The sequence below is a fragment of the Mesorhizobium sp. BR1-1-2 genome (assembly GCF_020165435.1).
Classification (GTDB): domain Bacteria; phylum Pseudomonadota; class Alphaproteobacteria; order Rhizobiales; family Rhizobiaceae; genus Mesorhizobium.
Genome location: NZ_JAIUID010000006.1, coordinates 297,635 through 312,838 on the forward strand (window position 1 = coordinate 297,635; position 15,204 = coordinate 312,838).

The 15,204-nt window shown below is 62.6% G+C and carries 16 protein-coding genes; 3 read left to right on the forward strand and 13 right to left on the reverse strand.

Annotated features, from left to right (window positions below; all coding sequences use genetic code 11):
- Positions 1 to 310: 310 nt before the first annotated feature.
- Complete coding sequence (locus tag LB551_RS29935; protein WP_127853696.1) at positions 311 to 445, reverse strand: hypothetical protein; 135 nt, start codon at positions 443 to 445, stop codon at positions 311 to 313.
- A 359-nt stretch (positions 446 to 804) separates the two neighbouring features.
- Positions 805 to 990 carry a hypothetical protein gene (locus LB551_RS16735; protein WP_224659894.1) on the reverse strand — a complete coding sequence of 62 codons (186 nt, stop codon included), beginning with the start codon at positions 988 to 990 and terminating at the stop codon, positions 805 to 807.
- A 216-nt stretch (positions 991 to 1,206) separates the two neighbouring features.
- On the opposite strand from LB551_RS16735, the gene LB551_RS16740 reads away from it, so the two are divergent.
- Positions 1,207 to 2,106: a LysR substrate-binding domain-containing protein gene (locus LB551_RS16740; protein ID WP_140551349.1), complete on the forward strand. Its 900-nt coding sequence runs from the start codon at positions 1,207 to 1,209 to the stop codon at positions 2,104 to 2,106.
- Here the strand turns inward: LB551_RS16740 and LB551_RS16745 are convergent, their stop codons facing one another.
- The 9 genes from LB551_RS16745 to LB551_RS16785 all read right to left on the reverse strand — a co-directional run bounded on the left by LB551_RS16745 (position 2,107) and on the right by LB551_RS16785 (position 10,539).
- A complete protein-coding gene (locus LB551_RS16745) occupies positions 2,107 to 3,087 on the reverse strand; it encodes an alpha/beta hydrolase (RefSeq protein ID WP_140551350.1) in 981 nt (326 codons plus the stop codon). It abuts the gene before it with no gap.
- Between the two features lie 246 nt (positions 3,088 to 3,333).
- Complete coding sequence (locus tag LB551_RS16750; RefSeq protein ID WP_224627859.1) at positions 3,334 to 3,519, reverse strand: hypothetical protein; 186 nt, start codon at positions 3,517 to 3,519, stop codon at positions 3,334 to 3,336.
- 222 nt (positions 3,520 to 3,741) lie between these two features.
- Entirely contained in the window at positions 3,742 to 5,871 is a 2,130-nt protein-coding gene (locus tag LB551_RS16755; RefSeq protein WP_224659895.1) for an ASKHA domain-containing protein, read from the reverse strand.
- Positions 5,822 to 6,796, reverse strand: coding sequence for a methyltetrahydrofolate cobalamin methyltransferase (locus LB551_RS16760; protein WP_224659896.1), 975 nt, complete (start codon positions 6,794 to 6,796; stop codon positions 5,822 to 5,824). Before LB551_RS16760 ends, LB551_RS16755 begins: the two co-directional genes overlap by 50 nt.
- Before the next feature lie 81 nt (positions 6,797 to 6,877).
- Positions 6,878 to 7,969, reverse strand: a complete 1,092-nt coding sequence (locus LB551_RS16765) for a methylenetetrahydrofolate reductase (RefSeq protein WP_140551353.1) — start codon at positions 7,967 to 7,969, stop codon at positions 6,878 to 6,880.
- The gene (locus LB551_RS16770) at positions 7,966 to 8,589 is read right to left on the reverse strand and encodes a methylenetetrahydrofolate reductase C-terminal domain-containing protein (protein ID WP_224659897.1); all 624 of its coding nucleotides are present in this window, start codon (positions 8,587 to 8,589) and stop codon (positions 7,966 to 7,968) included. Before LB551_RS16770 ends, LB551_RS16765 begins: the two co-directional genes overlap by 4 nt.
- Positions 8,582 to 8,884 carry a virulence factor gene (locus LB551_RS16775; RefSeq protein WP_140516337.1) on the reverse strand — a complete coding sequence of 101 codons (303 nt, stop codon included), beginning with the start codon at positions 8,882 to 8,884 and terminating at the stop codon, positions 8,582 to 8,584. Before LB551_RS16775 ends, LB551_RS16770 begins: the two co-directional genes overlap by 8 nt.
- Before the next feature lie 203 nt (positions 8,885 to 9,087).
- Positions 9,088 to 9,870, reverse strand: a complete 783-nt coding sequence (locus tag LB551_RS16780) for a formyl transferase (protein WP_224627863.1) — start codon at positions 9,868 to 9,870, stop codon at positions 9,088 to 9,090.
- A 93-nt stretch (positions 9,871 to 9,963) separates the two neighbouring features.
- Complete coding sequence (locus LB551_RS16785; protein ID WP_224659898.1) at positions 9,964 to 10,539, reverse strand: DUF4893 domain-containing protein; 576 nt, start codon at positions 10,537 to 10,539, stop codon at positions 9,964 to 9,966.
- Positions 10,540 to 10,729: 190 nt separating this feature from the next.
- On the opposite strand from LB551_RS16785, the gene LB551_RS16790 reads away from it, so the two are divergent.
- Complete coding sequence (locus LB551_RS16790) at positions 10,730 to 11,572, forward strand: acyl-CoA thioester hydrolase/BAAT C-terminal domain-containing protein (protein WP_224659899.1); 843 nt, start codon at positions 10,730 to 10,732, stop codon at positions 11,570 to 11,572.
- An 84-nt stretch (positions 11,573 to 11,656) separates the two neighbouring features.
- Here LB551_RS16790 and LB551_RS16795 read toward each other — a convergent pair whose 3' ends face one another.
- Both LB551_RS16795 and LB551_RS16800 read right to left on the reverse strand, forming a co-directional pair.
- The gene (locus LB551_RS16795; RefSeq protein WP_140551358.1) at positions 11,657 to 12,283 is read right to left on the reverse strand and encodes a DUF1638 domain-containing protein; all 627 of its coding nucleotides are present in this window, start codon (positions 12,281 to 12,283) and stop codon (positions 11,657 to 11,659) included.
- 291 nt (positions 12,284 to 12,574) lie between these two features.
- Complete coding sequence (locus tag LB551_RS16800) at positions 12,575 to 13,273, reverse strand: corrinoid protein (protein WP_140551359.1); 699 nt, start codon at positions 13,271 to 13,273, stop codon at positions 12,575 to 12,577.
- Between the two features lie 289 nt (positions 13,274 to 13,562).
- Between LB551_RS16800 and LB551_RS16805 the strand changes: the two genes are divergently transcribed.
- A complete protein-coding gene (locus tag LB551_RS16805; RefSeq protein WP_140559618.1) occupies positions 13,563 to 15,137 on the forward strand; it encodes a trimethylamine methyltransferase family protein in 1,575 nt (524 codons plus the stop codon).
- The last annotated feature ends 67 nt before the right edge of the window (positions 15,138 to 15,204 follow it).

Genomic DNA, 15,204 nt, shown 5'->3' on the forward strand with positions numbered 1-15,204 from the left:
GAAAAATACAAACGATCGCTTGATCGGATGCTTAACGGCGTTCACGGGAACCTCACGCAGCCATGGCGCGAACAGAATGTCGCGAATAGCATAGCGACAACAGGAAAAACCATCCTTGTCAATCGGCTAAGGAGCTTTAGCAAGATTTAATTTGCGACATGGGTCGCAAATGGGCAATCCGCCGCCGCGCCGCACCGCCGTCATGGCGCAAGCGCTGGCAAAGGAGTGTACAAACAAAACGCCGCCCCGGCGGAACCGGGCGGCGTCATCCATTCAGACAGTGCGAGGGAGCGCTGCCTGCGGGATCGGTTCAGGCGACGAAACCGAGGCGCGCGGCAGCCATGGCGCCGGTCTGGCCAGGCATGGTGTTGGCAAGGCGCTGGCGCTCGAGGGCCGTGGTCAGGTTCATTTCGCGGCGAGGGAAAAGGCGGGCAAAAAGCTTCATGTTCATCTCCAATCGGTTGCTCAGACGGGTCGCCTTCGCTTGATGGAGTGGGGCAGCTCGTTTGCTGGCGTGGATATAGGCTTGTGCAAGTAAAAACTAAATCGCAAAAGCGAAGCACTTGATATGAAAAGCGACACGCAAGGCGGGAGACTTTGCAAGCACTCCCGGATTTTTCGATAATTTACAGATGGTTAGCTCAAAACCAAGCCGCTATGCGGCTTGTTCATATGCGCCATGCAGCGGCAGCATGGCTCCGAAATTCATGTGAACGCAAATAAAACGGCAAAAACAGGTCGGTAAAACAAGAAGACCTGCCGGGCGGTTTGCGCGGCAGGCCTTCAATGCATGATACACACGGTTTACTTTGCTCCAGCCCAGGATCCGACGCCGGTACGCGTGCCGGCCTTCGTGTCGGCCGCTTCAGGCCAGCCAATATCCTTCTGCAGCTCGATCGGCAGGGAGCGGATGGCGCGTTCGGTCTGGTAGCGGGCGCGGGCCGCGCTGAATTCGGTCGCAAGCCGACCGATGGATGACAGGATAGACATTTCGATCTCCTCATGTCGGGGCGGAAGTGCCCGGCAATGCCTTACGTCAGGTCTGTTTCAGCTTCATTTCATGTCGAAGGCAGGTCTGTGTCGTGATCGTTCGTGGCTGCCTTGGCAGCTTCCTGCTTCGATGGAGTTGACTATGCGCCCGAATTGATGTTCAATCAAACGAAATGGAATGATAGTTTGCATCAGAAAAATTGAAGGTCGATCGTCATGAACGCCCCACTCAATCATCCGCTGCCGCTGCTGGACCTCGACGTGCTGCGCACGTTCGTGGCGATTGCCGAAACCGGCAGCTTCACCACCGCGGCCAATGCCGTCTTCCGCACGCCGTCGGCGGTCTCCATGCAGATCAAGAAGCTGGAGGATATTCTGGGCCGCTCGGTGTTCGCGCGCGATGCGCGCTCGGTGACGCTGACCACAGATGGGGAAATGCTGCTGGGCTATGCCCGCCGTCTGCTGTCTATCAATCGCGAGGTGGTGTCCAAGTTCATCGTTCCCGACATTGTCGGCGTTGTGCGGCTGGGCTCCCCGGATGATTATGGCGAGCGCGTGCTGCCACATGTGCTGAAGCGTTTTGCGCAGTCGCATCCGTCGATCGCCGTCGACGTCACCATCGACCAGAGCAGCAATCTGCGCCGGCGCATGGATGACCGGGCGCTCGACATCACGCTGCTCACCAATTCCTACAAGACCAGCGCGCTCGGCGCCGAAGTGCTGTTGACGGAGCCGATCGTCTGGGCCGGCGCCAAGGGCGGCTGCGCGCATCTGCGCGAACCCTTGCCGGTGTCGCTGTGGGAAGAGGGCTGCGCCTGGCGGGCAGGGGCGCTCGAAGCGCTGAGCCGCGAGGGCCGCAACTACCGCATCGCCTATATGAGCGCGCATACGGCCGGCCAGCGCGCCGCCATCATGTCCGATCTGGCAGTGGCGCCGCTGCCGAAGTCTTTCCTCGGCAACGACATGGTCGAGCTCTGCCCCAAGGACGGCATGCCCGATATCGGCACCTATAACCTCGCCATGGTGGTAGCGCCGGATGCCAGCGCGCCGGTCAAGGCGGTGGCCGACCACATTCGCGCGACGTTCGAAGTCTTCCGGGAAACCGGCAAGTTCTGATCAGCTAGGGTGCTCCGACTGGAGGCTCAGCCCCGAAGCCTCGGCGGACGGCGCTTCGAAGCTTGCGCCGGCGCCTTCAACAAGGGGCGAGGGGTTCTCGGTCAGAAACGCCACGATCCGTTCGCGCGCGCGGCGTGATTCCGGCATGTCGATCAGCGGCCAGACGTGGAACATGCCTTCCTCGTGGACGAGCTCTACCTCGACGCCGGCGGCCCGCGCCTTTTGTGCGAAGATCAGATTGTCGGGCGTGAGAAGATCGCGAGAGCCCGTCAGGAGCAATGTCCTGGGCAGCACCGAGAGGTCGCCATAGACGGGGCTGATATGCCAGTCCGTCGGATGTATTCCGGCACTGTAGAGCCGGATTGCCTCCCGTCCGCCCGCGATGCCGAGCCAGGGATCGTTCCGCTCCGCCTCGAACACCTCGGGGTTTGCAAGCGAGACGTCGAGCCCGGGTGAGATCAGCACATGGCGCGACGGCAAGGGCAGGCCTTCTTCGGCAGCCATCATGGTCAGCACCACGGCCATGTTGCCGCCGGCGGAATCGCCCATGAAGATGATGTCTTCCGCCTCCGTCTCGCCGAGCATCCGGCGATAGACGTCGCCGACCATGCCGAACATGGCGTGGAAGTCATGCTCGGGCGCGATGGGATAGATGGGCACCGTAAAGGCATAGCCCAGCCGGTCGGCCATGTCGGCGATCAGGTGCCAATGATAGGGTGTGATTTCAAAGACATAGGCGCCGCCGTGCAGATAGAGAATCCGCTTCCGCTCGCCGGCCTTTGGGGCGATCTCGTAGACGGGAAAGCCGTCGACGGTGCGTGTCTCGATGTTGAAGCGCTGCTGCACTGACGCCGGAGGGTGATGGTCCTCCGTCCGGCGCGCCGCAGCGATCCAGCGCTGCAGGTTTTCCGGGCTGGAAAACGCCTTCTTGCGACTGTGCCTGAGCACGAAGGACACGACGTGGCTTTTCAAACTTGGCATGCGGATACACGGGTTTCGGCGGCAGCCGACTAAGAGAAGTCCCCTTCATATTTGAAGATCGTGCCCTGGTCGAAGATGTCAAGATTTGCGCTGTGTGCACACGTCGCTGTGATCGGCCCCGCATTTCTCGCGGGAGGGATCAGCGCTGCGGCAGAAGGGCTGCGCGCAGGCGGTTGCTGGTGACAGCCGGAGCCCCGCGCGGGCTCCGGCGCGTGCCGAGCAGTTTGCACTTTTCGGCGAAGGTCATCAGCGCGCAAAGCCCAAAAGCAGGGCGGAAAGCGCCGCCTGCGGGTCGCTGGGCGGCGAGGCCGGCCAGCCGATGTCCTTCTGGACGTGCGCCGGCAGGCTGTTCAGGGCGCGGACGGCCTTGTTCCTGGCATGGGCCTGCCTGATGGTCGCACCGTAGCGGCCGAGATTTTCAAACATCGACATTTTCATCTCCCTTGAAGAACGGCGGCGGCCGAGGATTATCTTCGGCCGCCGTTCGATGCCGGGTAAATGCGCCTGCCATGTATCGGTCGGATTTCGCGAAAACGGTGATTTGGTTTCCAGATCAGTCAATCCGGAAACATTTGCATACAAATGAAATAGGCGTTCGATGCCGGTGGAAGATGGGCGTCAGATAGTGCCTGTCATTCTGCTCGCATGCCCATGCTATTCCCGGCCACGTCGCGCAGCGTGGCCTTCGCGCGAGCGCCGGCGCGGGGTGGCGTCGCCGGCGATGCCGTCTTCGCTCACTGTCTTGCGCGGCGGCAGTTTCACCGCCGCCGACAGTTTCGGGAACGGATCGACCTTGTTCGGCAGCGCCATCGCATAGACGAAGTGCTCCTGGAATTTGGGCTCCAGTGCGGTCTCGATCTTCTCGATCTGGCTGACCGTCTCCTCGATCTCGCGACGATAGCCGCGATTGAGCAGCGCCATGCGCGCACCCGCGCCGGCGGCGTTGCCGACGGCCGAGACCTTGTCGAGGTCGCAATCGGGGATCAGGCCCAGCACCATGGCGTATTTCGGATCGATGAAGGAGCCGAAGGCGCCGGCGAAGTGGATGCGGTCGACATGCTCGGTGTTCTGCTTTTCCATCAACAGCTTGGTGCCGGCATAAAGCGCTGCCTTGGCGAGCTGGATGGCGCGCACGTCGGTCTGGGTGATGGTGATCTTCGGCTCGCCTTCCTTCAGCACGTAGGAGAAGGTGCGGCCGTTGGCGACGATACGCGGCGAGCGCATGCTGAGCGATCCGTCGACGACGCCGTCTTCGGAAATGATGCCGGCCAGATACATCTCCGCTACGATCTCGATGATGCCGGAGCCGCAAATGCCGGTGACGCCGGTCGCCTGCACGCTGTCGAGGAAGCCCTGCTCGTCGGACCACAGTTCAGAGCCGATGACGCGGTATTTCGGCTCCAGCGTGTCGGGATCGATGCGCACGCGCTCAATGGCGCCGGGCGCGGCGCGCTGGCCGCCGGAAATTTCCGCGCCTTCGAAGGCCGGACCGGTGGGCGAGGAAGCGGCCACGACCCGCGCACGATTGCCGAGCACGATCTCGGCATTGGTGCCGACGTCGACGATCAGCATCATCTCGTCCTGGCGATGCGGGCCCTCCGACAGCGTCACCGCCGCGGCGTCGGCGCCGACATGGCCGGCGATGCAGGGCAGCATGTAGAGGCGTGCGCCCGGGTTGAGCTTGAGGCCGATATCCGAGGCCTTGATGCGCACCGCGCCGGAGACGGCGAGCGCGAAGGGGGCGCCGCCGAGTTCGGTCGGATCGATGCCGAGGAACAGATGGTGCATGATCGGATTGCCGACGAAGACGGAATCCAGGATGTCGTTGCGCTGGACATTGCCTTCGGCGCAGACCTTGTCGACAAGGCCGGAGATCGCCTCGCGCACGGCGACCGTCATGCCCTCACGGCCATCCGGGTTCATCATCACATAGGAGACGCGGCTCATCAGATCCTCGCCGAAGCGGATCTGCGGGTTCGATGTGCCGGAGGAAGCGGCGACGCGGCCTGAAAGCAGCGACACCAGATGCATGGCGATGGTGGTCGAACCGATATCGCAGGCCAGCCCATAGGCCTCGTTCTTGAGGCCAGGCCACAAAGCGATGACGCGCGCGATGTCGCTGTCGGCATCCTTGTGGATGGCGGCGGTCGCGGTCCAGTTGCCCTTGCGCAAGATGCCCTGCACCTGCGGCAGCAAATAGAAATCGAATTCGAGGTTCTTGACGTTCCAGTCCTTCATCAGCGCGATCTTGAGCCGGTCGAGGTCGCCTGACGGATTGTGCATGTCGGGTTCTTCGATCTCGACATAGCACATGCGGATCGCCGTATCGCGCGCGATCACCCTGGTGTCGGCATCCTTGCGGATGGTCTGTGCGTTGATGACCGTGTCCTGCGGCACATCGATGACGAGGTCGCCGAGGATCTGCGCCGAGCAGGAGAGGCGGCGCCGTTCCGGCAGGCCGCGCACGCGCTCATAGCGCTCTTCCTTCGGGCCCTTGGGCGAGATGTGGTCGTTGGAGGAGACGATCTTGTGCTTGGCGAAATTGCCTTCCTGCACCTCGATCTGGCAGCGCCCGCAAGTGGCGCGCCCGCCGCACACGCTTTCGACATAGACGCCGAGCTGGCGCGCGGCGTCGAGCACCGGCGTGCCGACCGGAAACCGCCCGCGCTTGCCCGACGGCATGAACAGCACGAGCGGATCGGTGATGTTGGTATGCGAATTCACGATTGCGCGCTTATCCCCTTGCCATGCGGGCTTCACGGCCGCCACGACGGCGACCGCCATTGCCGCCGCCTTGGCCCGGTGCATTGACCGCCGTCGGTGCGGCGACCGCCTGGCCGCCTTCGGCCGGCTTGTAATCCTTATAGGTGCGAATCCAGTTGGTGCAATTCTCGTCGGTGCCGTTCAGAACGTTGGCGCCGCGCACGGCCTCCATTTCCTGCGGGCGCACCGGGTTCATGATGGCCGATGTCATGCCGGCGCCGATCACCATCGGGATGAAGGCGGCGTTGATGCCGTGGCGGTGCGGCAGGCCGAAGGAGATGTTGGACAGGCCGCATGTGGTGTTGACCTTCAGTTCCTCGCGCAGGCGCCGCAGCAGGGCGAACACCTGGCGGCCGGCATCTCCCAGCGCGCCGATCGGCATGACCAGCGGATCGACGACGACGTCATGGGCGGGAATGCCGAAATCGGCGCAGCGCTGCACGATTTTCTTGGCGACGGCGAAACGAACGTCCGGATCCATCGAAATGCCGGTCTCGTCATTGGAGATGGCCACGACCGGGACGTTGTATTTCTTGATCAGCGGCAGGATGGCTTCGAGTTTTTCCTCCTCGCCGGTGACGGAGTTGACCAGCGGGCGGCCCTTGGCGACCTTGAGTGCCGCCTCGATAGCGGCGGTGACCGAGGAGTCGATCGACAGCGGCAGGTCGACCAGGCCCTGGACGATCTCCAGCGTCTGCACCAGCAATGCCGGCTCGGTCGCGTTGGGGTCGACGGCGGTGACGCCGGCATTGACGTCGAGCATGGTGGCGCCGCAAGCGGCCTGTTCCAGCGCGTCCTTGATGACGGTTTCGAAATTACCGGCGACCATCTCGGCGGCGAGTTTCTTGCGGCCGGTCGGGTTGATGCGCTCGCCAATCACGCAGAAGGGCTGGTCGAAGCCGATGATGATTTCTCGTGTCGCCGAGGCAACGATGGTCCGGGTCATGAAATCTCTCCGTCGTGATATAAAGAGTTCTTTATATCGTTATCTCTTGTGGATCAAGCGAATGGTGGTTCTCCGCGCAAGTCAATGCGCGGTCTTCACCATGTCCACCTGGGTTTCGGTAACATCGTCGTGCAGGATATGGTCGAGCCGGTCGGCGACCATCTGGTCGTCGCGGCGGATCTCGCGTTTCCAGGGCTGGCGGCCCTTCAGCACGCCCGATTCATCGACGATCTCGGCGACATACTCCTCCTGGCGGTAGGCCATCACATGGATGCCCGAAACGCCCGGGATTTCCTTCACCTCATTGATGATGTCGATGCAGAGCTGCTTGCCTTCCTTCTTCTGGTCCTGGGCGCCTTCCAGCCGCTTGATGACGGTATCCGGAATATGGATTCCCGGCACGTTGGAGCGGATCCATTTGGCGGTCTTGGCCGAGGCGAGCGGTCCGACACCGCACAGGACGAACACTTTCTCCGTGTGGCCGAGATCGCGTGCCTTTTGCATGAAGGTCCTGAACATCGGCACGTCGAAACAATACTGCGTTTGAACGAACTGAGCACCGGCGGCGATCTTCTTGCCGAGATGGATCGGGCGGAAGTCGAAAGGCGGTGCGAACGGATTGACGGCCGCGCCGAGGAACAACTGCGGCGGCGTGGTGAGCTTGCGGCCGGACAGGAACTTGCCGTTGTCGCGCATGATGCGGATGGTTTCGAGCAGCGACATGGAATCGAGGTCGAACACCGGCTTGGCGCCGGGCTGGTCGCCGGCTTGCACGCCATCGCCTGTCAGGCACAGCATGTTGGCGACGCCCATGGCAGCCCCGCCCAGCACGTCGCCCTGGATGGCGATGCGGTTCTTGTCCCGGCAGGCGATCTGCATGATCGGGGCATAGCCCATGCGGGTCAGGAGCGCGCAGATGCCGACCGACGACATGTGGCAATTGGCGCCGGACGCATCGACGGCGTTGATGGCGTCGACCCAGCCGTCGAATATCTTCGCCCTGTTGTAGACGTCTTCGGGATCGGCGCTGTCGGGCGGGTTGAGCTCGGTGGTGACCGCGAATTCACCGCGTCGCAGGACGCGTTCGAGCCGGCCGCGCGAGGTGTGGCCGGGCAAGGGGTCGAGCGGCAGATGGATGCCGGCCGGGTTCTCGTCACGCTGGCGGGCGATCATGCGGTCGCTCCGGTCTTCGCATCGGCCGCGGCTTCACGGGCCGCTGCCGCCTGCGCGGTGACGCGCAGCCAGGCGGACGTTTCGCGCAGCGACTGGTCGACCGGCTTCTGCACGGTAAGAATCCTGTCGCCGTGCTCCATGTTGCGCGAGCCTTCCCAGGCCTTGACCCAGACGCAAGGCATGTCAGGCTCGACCTCGCAATTGCCGTTGGCGCGCACGCCGCCGCAGGGGCCGTTGCGCAGCTGTTTTGGGCAGTTCATGGGGCACGACATGCCGGTCGAGGACAGGATGCACTGGCCGCACATGCGGCAGTCGAACATGAAGCCCTTGACGCGCTTTTCGACAAATTTCACCGGGGCCTCGACACGGCTGTAGCCGATGCCTTTCCACAAGGGATGCAGCAGAAGGAACGTGTCGGCGAAGCGGGCATAGAACCATTCGAGCAGGCGCGAGTGCCGGACCGACCATAATCTCACCGCGAAGGAGCGCTGCACGCGGCGCTGCGGCGACACGTCGGCCGGCTTGTAGTCGGATTTCGGTGCTGCCTTCTTGACCAGTGTGGCCTGGGTGACCGGCTGGAGGGCCGCCGGGCTCTCCTTGGCGGGAATGGTTTCAGACATTTTCTTTGCCGCCCGCCTTCACCAGAGCGACCAGCCGCTCGCGGTCATATTTCGCGTCGATGTCCTGGAATGCCTTCTCGACCTCGGCTTCGAGGTCGTCGCCGACCGGAACCGGGTCGGCCTTGCGCCATTCGGCCAGATAGTCGTCCGTGCCGCCGGCGCCGGTCCGCATGGCGCACATGTCGATCGCCTCGGTGAAGCGCAACGGGAGTTCGCGCTTGGCGTTCTGGCGGCCTTTCCTGACGATGACCTGGGCAGGGATATCGCGCCAGTAGACGACGATCAGATCGGCCATGAATTCTCACTCCTCGGACTGCGAGCATTGCCGCATGCGCAATTGGGCCGCTTGTTATGGGACGACGCGCGCGCATTCAAAAGCGACGCATTTGGATGTCGTAAAATGAAAGGCGCGTTTATTCGTTCCGGCTTTGCACGTCGGCAGGCTCGAGACGTTGGGATAGCCCTGCCTTCGGCACGCGGCGCCGGACGAGGAATGCGCTACCAGATGCCGGTTCTGAACCCCGTCCAGAGGTAATACCAGATCGTCGGATGGTACCATTGCTTCGACGGCAGACCTGGATCGAACGTCGTGAGTTTTCCGGCAAGCGCATCGCTGACCGCCTCGACGCAGATGTCGCGCGAAAACGCCGTCTGGCGCAGCGCATAGCTTGAGATCGTGTCGCCTGGTTTCGGCTGACCGTAAGCCTGTTTCAGCACGCCGCCCGTGTCCACGCCGGCATCGACCAGATGCACAGTGGTGCCGAAATTCGCGGCATCTCCCGATGCCCGCGCCCAATAGCCGCCATTCATGCCGCGATATTTCGGCGTGATGCCGGCGTGGTAGTTGAGCACCGGGCATGGCATCCTGGCCAACATGTCCTTTGACAACAGCCGGCAGCCGTTAAGCAGGACAACACCGGGCTGGATCTTCCGGATCGCCGCGAGGCACTCCGGGCCGTTGGCCGAGGCAACATGGATGATCTCCTGGCCCGGCCGCGGCTCGGTCTCGAGCTTCTCCTGCGCAATCAACCGGGCGGCATGGCTGGCGTAGAGCCGCTTGCCCAGCCTGCTCAGCACCATCGTGCCGAGCTGGCCGATGGCCTGCAACCAGCCCTGGCGGCGGGCACGGCCAAGCAGCAATCGCTTTTTCGATTCAGGGACTTCCAGGATGACGCTGACAGGGCCGACACGGTCGGCGATGGCGTTGACCATTGCCCATACATGCGCGCCACCCCCGGTGACGACCACGATCGGTCTCGGATTGGTTTCCGGTATTGCCATTGATCTTGCCACCCCTGGGACCAACTGCCACGGCCGGACCTTAGGCGAGGCGGGTTAATCCTTGGTATGCCGGAGCCGGCAGGAAGGCTCCGCTCAGCGCTTGAACTCCATGATGTCGAGCTTCGACTCGTAATAGGGAGCGGGGAACTCGATGCGCCATTCCTCGGCGCTATTGCGGAAGGCGTAGCCGACCTGGTCTGTCCGAGGACCGCTGCCATAGGGTTTTGCCTGGTCGTTGTTGACGGAACCGGAACCGAGATAGATCGCGCGCTTTTCGCCGTCGTCGAAGAAGCGGCCCTTGGTGCGCTGCGAGCCGGTGAGCTTTTCCAGCCGCCAGCCGGAGCCGTCGTCGCTCACCCTGCATTTGAACCAGCCATAGATAACGAGCGGGCTCAGCCCGCCCACCTTGATGGTGCGGCATTGCCATTTGCCGGTGAGGTCCTTGTCGGAGAAAGCAACCAGCGGCTTGGCCAGCAAGGCATCGAGCTGCCTGACCTCGCCAGGATTGCCCGCCTTAGCCTCGGCAAGAGCCGCCTTGCGCGTCTCGCCATATTTGTCCAGCCGCGCCTTGTCGGCGGCGGTGATCAGCTTCTGCACCTCCCCGTCGGCAAGCGCGGGCAAGGTGCAGCAGAGAAAGCCGGCAACGGCAAGCATCGGGCGAAGGGTCATCGGCATTCCTCGTCGGTGTCCGGCAGCCGACCGCTGGACGGCGCCTTTAGATGGCTGGCGCGCAATTTACCCATTCGCGGCAGGCTGTCATCAGTGCTTAGCAATGTCCGAGGTCAAAAACCATGGTGCGGCGAAATGCGGATCTTGCTTGCAGGATCGTCGGGCTGGCTGGGTCGAAAGTGAGCCTGCCATGGCGATAGACGGCGACAGCCTTCCACGGGGACTGTCCGGAAAGATGTTTCGGACCGCAGCTGAGAGCACCACGGGGGTCGTGGTGCTCGGCGGTTCCAGCGGTCGCGTGGACGTGTCGCGAGCCAGACTTTTTGCTAACGAGGGAACGACGGCGGTTGCGCTCCGCTGGTTCGGGGGCGAGGGCCAAGCCGCCGGCATCTGCGAGGTGCCGCTGGAGACCTTCTTTGCCGCGGTGGACTGCTTGGTGGAACTCGGCTGCAAGCGGATCGTCTTTGTCGGCACGTCGAAAGGCGTCGAAGCCGCGTTGCTCGCGGCAGTGCACGATTCGCGCATCAGCGCGGTCGTCGCGTTCAGTCCTTCGTCAGTCGTATGGGGAAATATCGGAGCTGGCCTCGATGACATCAGCTGGCCGGAGCGCTCGTCCTGGACACTGCGGGGCAGGCCACTTCCCTTTGTGCCCACGGACCCTGAATGGAGGCCAGAATATAGGGACGGGCTTGTCGCCTACAGGAGCTTGTTCGACCATTGCCTGAAGAGGCACGAGACCAAGATCGAGGCGGCGACCATCCCCTTGGAGAAGTCCAACGCCCGGATCCTGCTCGTCGCTGGACGCGATGATGCCCTTTGGCCCTCGGACAAATTTGCGACCTCAATTGTGGAACGGCGAGCGCATGCCGGTTTGCCGACCCAACTTGTCCTGGCGGAGGACGCGGGTCATCGCGTACTGCTGCCGGGCGAAACGACGCCGCGATCATCCTTGCATGCGCATGGTGGAAATGATGAGGCTGACGCCAGATTGGGGCAATTGGCCTGGGAACAGATCAAGGCCATTCTCCAGTAGGAGGCGGCGATCCGTCCTGTCTTCGCCTTCGGAAAGGGCGATAATCGCCAATCGCCGCGCAGGAGGGCCGCAGCCCAGCCAGCGTCAGATGTCAGCCGCGGCCTTGGCCAGCCCGGCCGTCAGGTCTCCATAGCCTGTTGCGCGCCGCTCATAGACGAGGCCAAGCAGTTTCGCGGCCTTTTCCGCGACCTTGTCGAGCTCTGGATCGTCGGTCTGGGCCAGGTAGATCAGCTTCTCGTAATTGCCGAAATAGTCCTTGATCAGCTCCGGATGCCTGTCGAGGCCGAGCGGCTTCATGAAGAAGGCGTCGAACTGGCGGCAGAGGAAATCGGTCATGTAGAAGGACATCATGTCGTCGTCGGCGACCTTCGCATAGGCATCCATGCCCTGGTAGAAGGCGAAGCAATGCGGACCGGCCATGCGTTCGACGCCATGCTTCTCGCAGACCCGATCGAGCAGGCCGCCGGTGCCGCAATCGGCGTAACCGACGAAGATGTTGCTGTAGCCTTCCGCCTTGGCCTTTTCGATGGCCTTGTCCATCGCCGGCGCGATGCGGTCCGGATAGAAATGAAACTCGGCCGGAAGGCACGTCAATTCGAGGTGATGAAGCCCGAGCTGTTCCTTGACGGCCAACACCTCGCGCGCAATCATCCCGCAGGCGATGATGAGCAGCTTGTCCGCTTGATTCTGCTGGGGCCTGGGCATCTTCATGAAACCAGCCGAGCCGGCTTTCGTTGCTGTGGGGCGATCTACCGAGAGAGGGATAAACCGTCGATGAAACTGTTACGCATTGCGCCAATCGCAATCCTGGCTTGTGCCCTGGCCCTTTCGGCCTGTGCCAACACCGTTCGCGGCGTCGGCAGGGATATCAAGTCTACCGCCAAGGCCGTTGACGATACCGTCAAGAAACCCTGACCGCCGCTGCTCCCAACATCTGGGAACAAAAAAGCCGCGCTGCAAGGCGCGGCTCTTCCTTTGTCGAGCGTCTGCCTTGCCTTGGTATCAGGCGGAAGCGCGCACATTGTGTTTGCGCTTCATGTAGTCCTTGGCCGTTTCGACCGCCACAGCGGCATCGCGGCAATAGGCGTCGGCGCCGACCGCCTTGCCGAATTCCTCGTTCAGCGGCGCGCCTCCGACCAGGACGACGTAGTCGTCGCGGATGCCCTTTTCCTTCATCGTGTCGATGACGACCTTCATGTAGGGCATGGTCGTGGTCAGCAGCGCCGACATGCCGATAATGTCCGGCTGGTGCTGCTCGATGGCATCGAGATATTTCTCGACCGCATTGTTGATGCCAAGGTCGATGACGTCGAAGCCGGCGCCTTCCATCATCATGCCGACGAGGTTCTTGCCGATGTCGTGGATGTCGCCCTTGACGGTGCCGATCACCATTTTGCCCTGCTTGGGCGCGCCCGTGGCGGCGAGCAGCGGGCGCAGGATGGCCATGCCGGCCTTCATCGCATTGGCCGACAACAACACTTCGGGAACGAACAGGATGCCGTCGCGAAAATCCTCGCCGACGATGCGCATGCCCTCCACCAGCGCCTCGGTCAGCACCTTGTAAGGCGCCCAGCCGCGCTCGAGAAGGATGTTGGTGCCTTCCTCGATCTCTTCTTTCAGACCGTCATAGAGATCGTCGTGCATCTGCTGCACCAACTCGTCGTCGGAAAGCTCGGAGAGGATGATCTCGTCGTCGGACATTGTTTCTCAGGCTCCTTGCTGCCGGGAACGACCATGGCAGCTTAAAATCAACGCGCCAATACCTAACCCGCGAGGGGTGCGTATCCATAGCTGATTTGCGACTTCCCGCAAAAGGAAAGCGACTGAAAAATCTATCGGTTTTCTTGTCGATTTTGCGACAGGCGTTGGCGCGGACGGGCCGTTTCGAATAGGGTGCATGGCTACGATCCGCCGGAAGCCGCGATAGGCGGCCACAACGGTTCCGGGCCGGACGCTAATCAAGCCGGTCCAAATTCAGGGAAGAACGATCATGAGCGAACACGCGGCAGTGGACCAGGAAGCGTCAAACGCGCGACGTGGACGCGGCGCCAGCGGCGGGGCGGCGGCAAGGCGGGCGGCGCGTTCGGGCGGCGGTCCCGGCACCCAGCTCACCTACATCAAGCGCAAGATCAACGTCTATGAAGTGCTCGACGAGGAAGGCCTGGCGCTGATCGAGAAGAACACCGACACGGTGCTCGAAGAAATCGGCATCATCTTCCGCGACGATGCGGAGGCGTTGCAGCTGTGGAAAGAGGCGGGCGCCGACGTCAAGGGCGAGCGCGTGCATTTTCCGAAGGGGCTCTGCCGGTCGCTCTTGAAGACCGCGCCCTCCATCTACACCCAGCATGCCCGCAATTCCGAACGCTCGGTGCAGATCGGCGGCAATGCTACCGTCTTCGCCCCGGTCTACGGACCGCCCTTCGTGCGCGACCTCGACGGCGTCAGGCGTTACGCGACGATCGAGGATTTCCAGAATTTCGTGAAGCTCGCCTATATGGCGCCTTCGATCCACCATTCGGGCGGCACCGTGTGCGAGCCGGTCGACGTGCCGGTCAACAAGCGCCATCTCGACATGATCTACGCGCACATCAAATATTCCGACAAGCCGTTCATGGGTTCGGTCACCGCGCCGGAACGTGCTGAGGACACGGTCGCCATGGCCAAGCTGGTGTTCGGCGACGACTTCGTCGAAAACAACACGGTCCTGACCAGCCTGATCAACGCCAACTCGCCGATGGTGTTCGACGAGACCATGCTTGGCGCGCTGAAGGTCTATGCGCGCCACAACCAGGCATGCATCGTCACGCCGTTCATCCTCGCCGGCGCGATGAGCCCGGTGACGGTCGCCGGCACGCTGACCCAGGTGCTGGCCGAGGTGCTTGCCGGCGCTTCGTTCACGCAGCTGATCCGGCCGGGCGCGCCGGTGCTGTTCGGCACGTTCGCCTCGTCGATCTCGATGCAGTCGGGCGCGCCGACCTTCGGCACGCCGGAGCCGTCGCTGGTATCCTACGGCGCCGCACAGCTCGCACGGCGCCTCGGCCTGCCATTCCGCACCGGCGGTTCGCTCTGCGCCTCGAAAATCCCCGACGCACAGGCAGCCTATGAAAGTGCCAACACGCTGAACTCGACCATTCTTGCCGGTACCAATTTCGTCCTCCACTCGGCCGGCTGGCTCGAGGGCGGACTGGCGTCCTGCTACGAAAAATTCATGATGGATATCGACCAGCTCGGCATGACGCAGAAGTTCTCCGAAGGCGTCGACCTGTCGGAAAACGGCCAGGCGATGGACGCCATCCGCCAGGTTGGGCCGGGCAGCCATTATCTCGGCTGCGACCACACGCAGGCGAATTTCCAGACCGCCTTCTACCGTTCCAACATCGCCGACAATAATTCCTACGAGCAGTGGCTGGCCGAAGGCGAGAAGACCGCGCCGCAACGTGCCAACGAACTCGCCCGCCGCTGGCTGGAATCTTATGAGGCGCCGCATCTCGATCCGGCGATCGATGAAGCGCTGAAGGACTTCATCGCCAAGAAGAAGGGGTCGATGCCCGACGCCTTCACGTGAAAGGAGCCCGAGTCAGGCGGGGCTAAAGTCGCCAACATCATCCACAAGGAAGTCTGGCGGAGCGCCT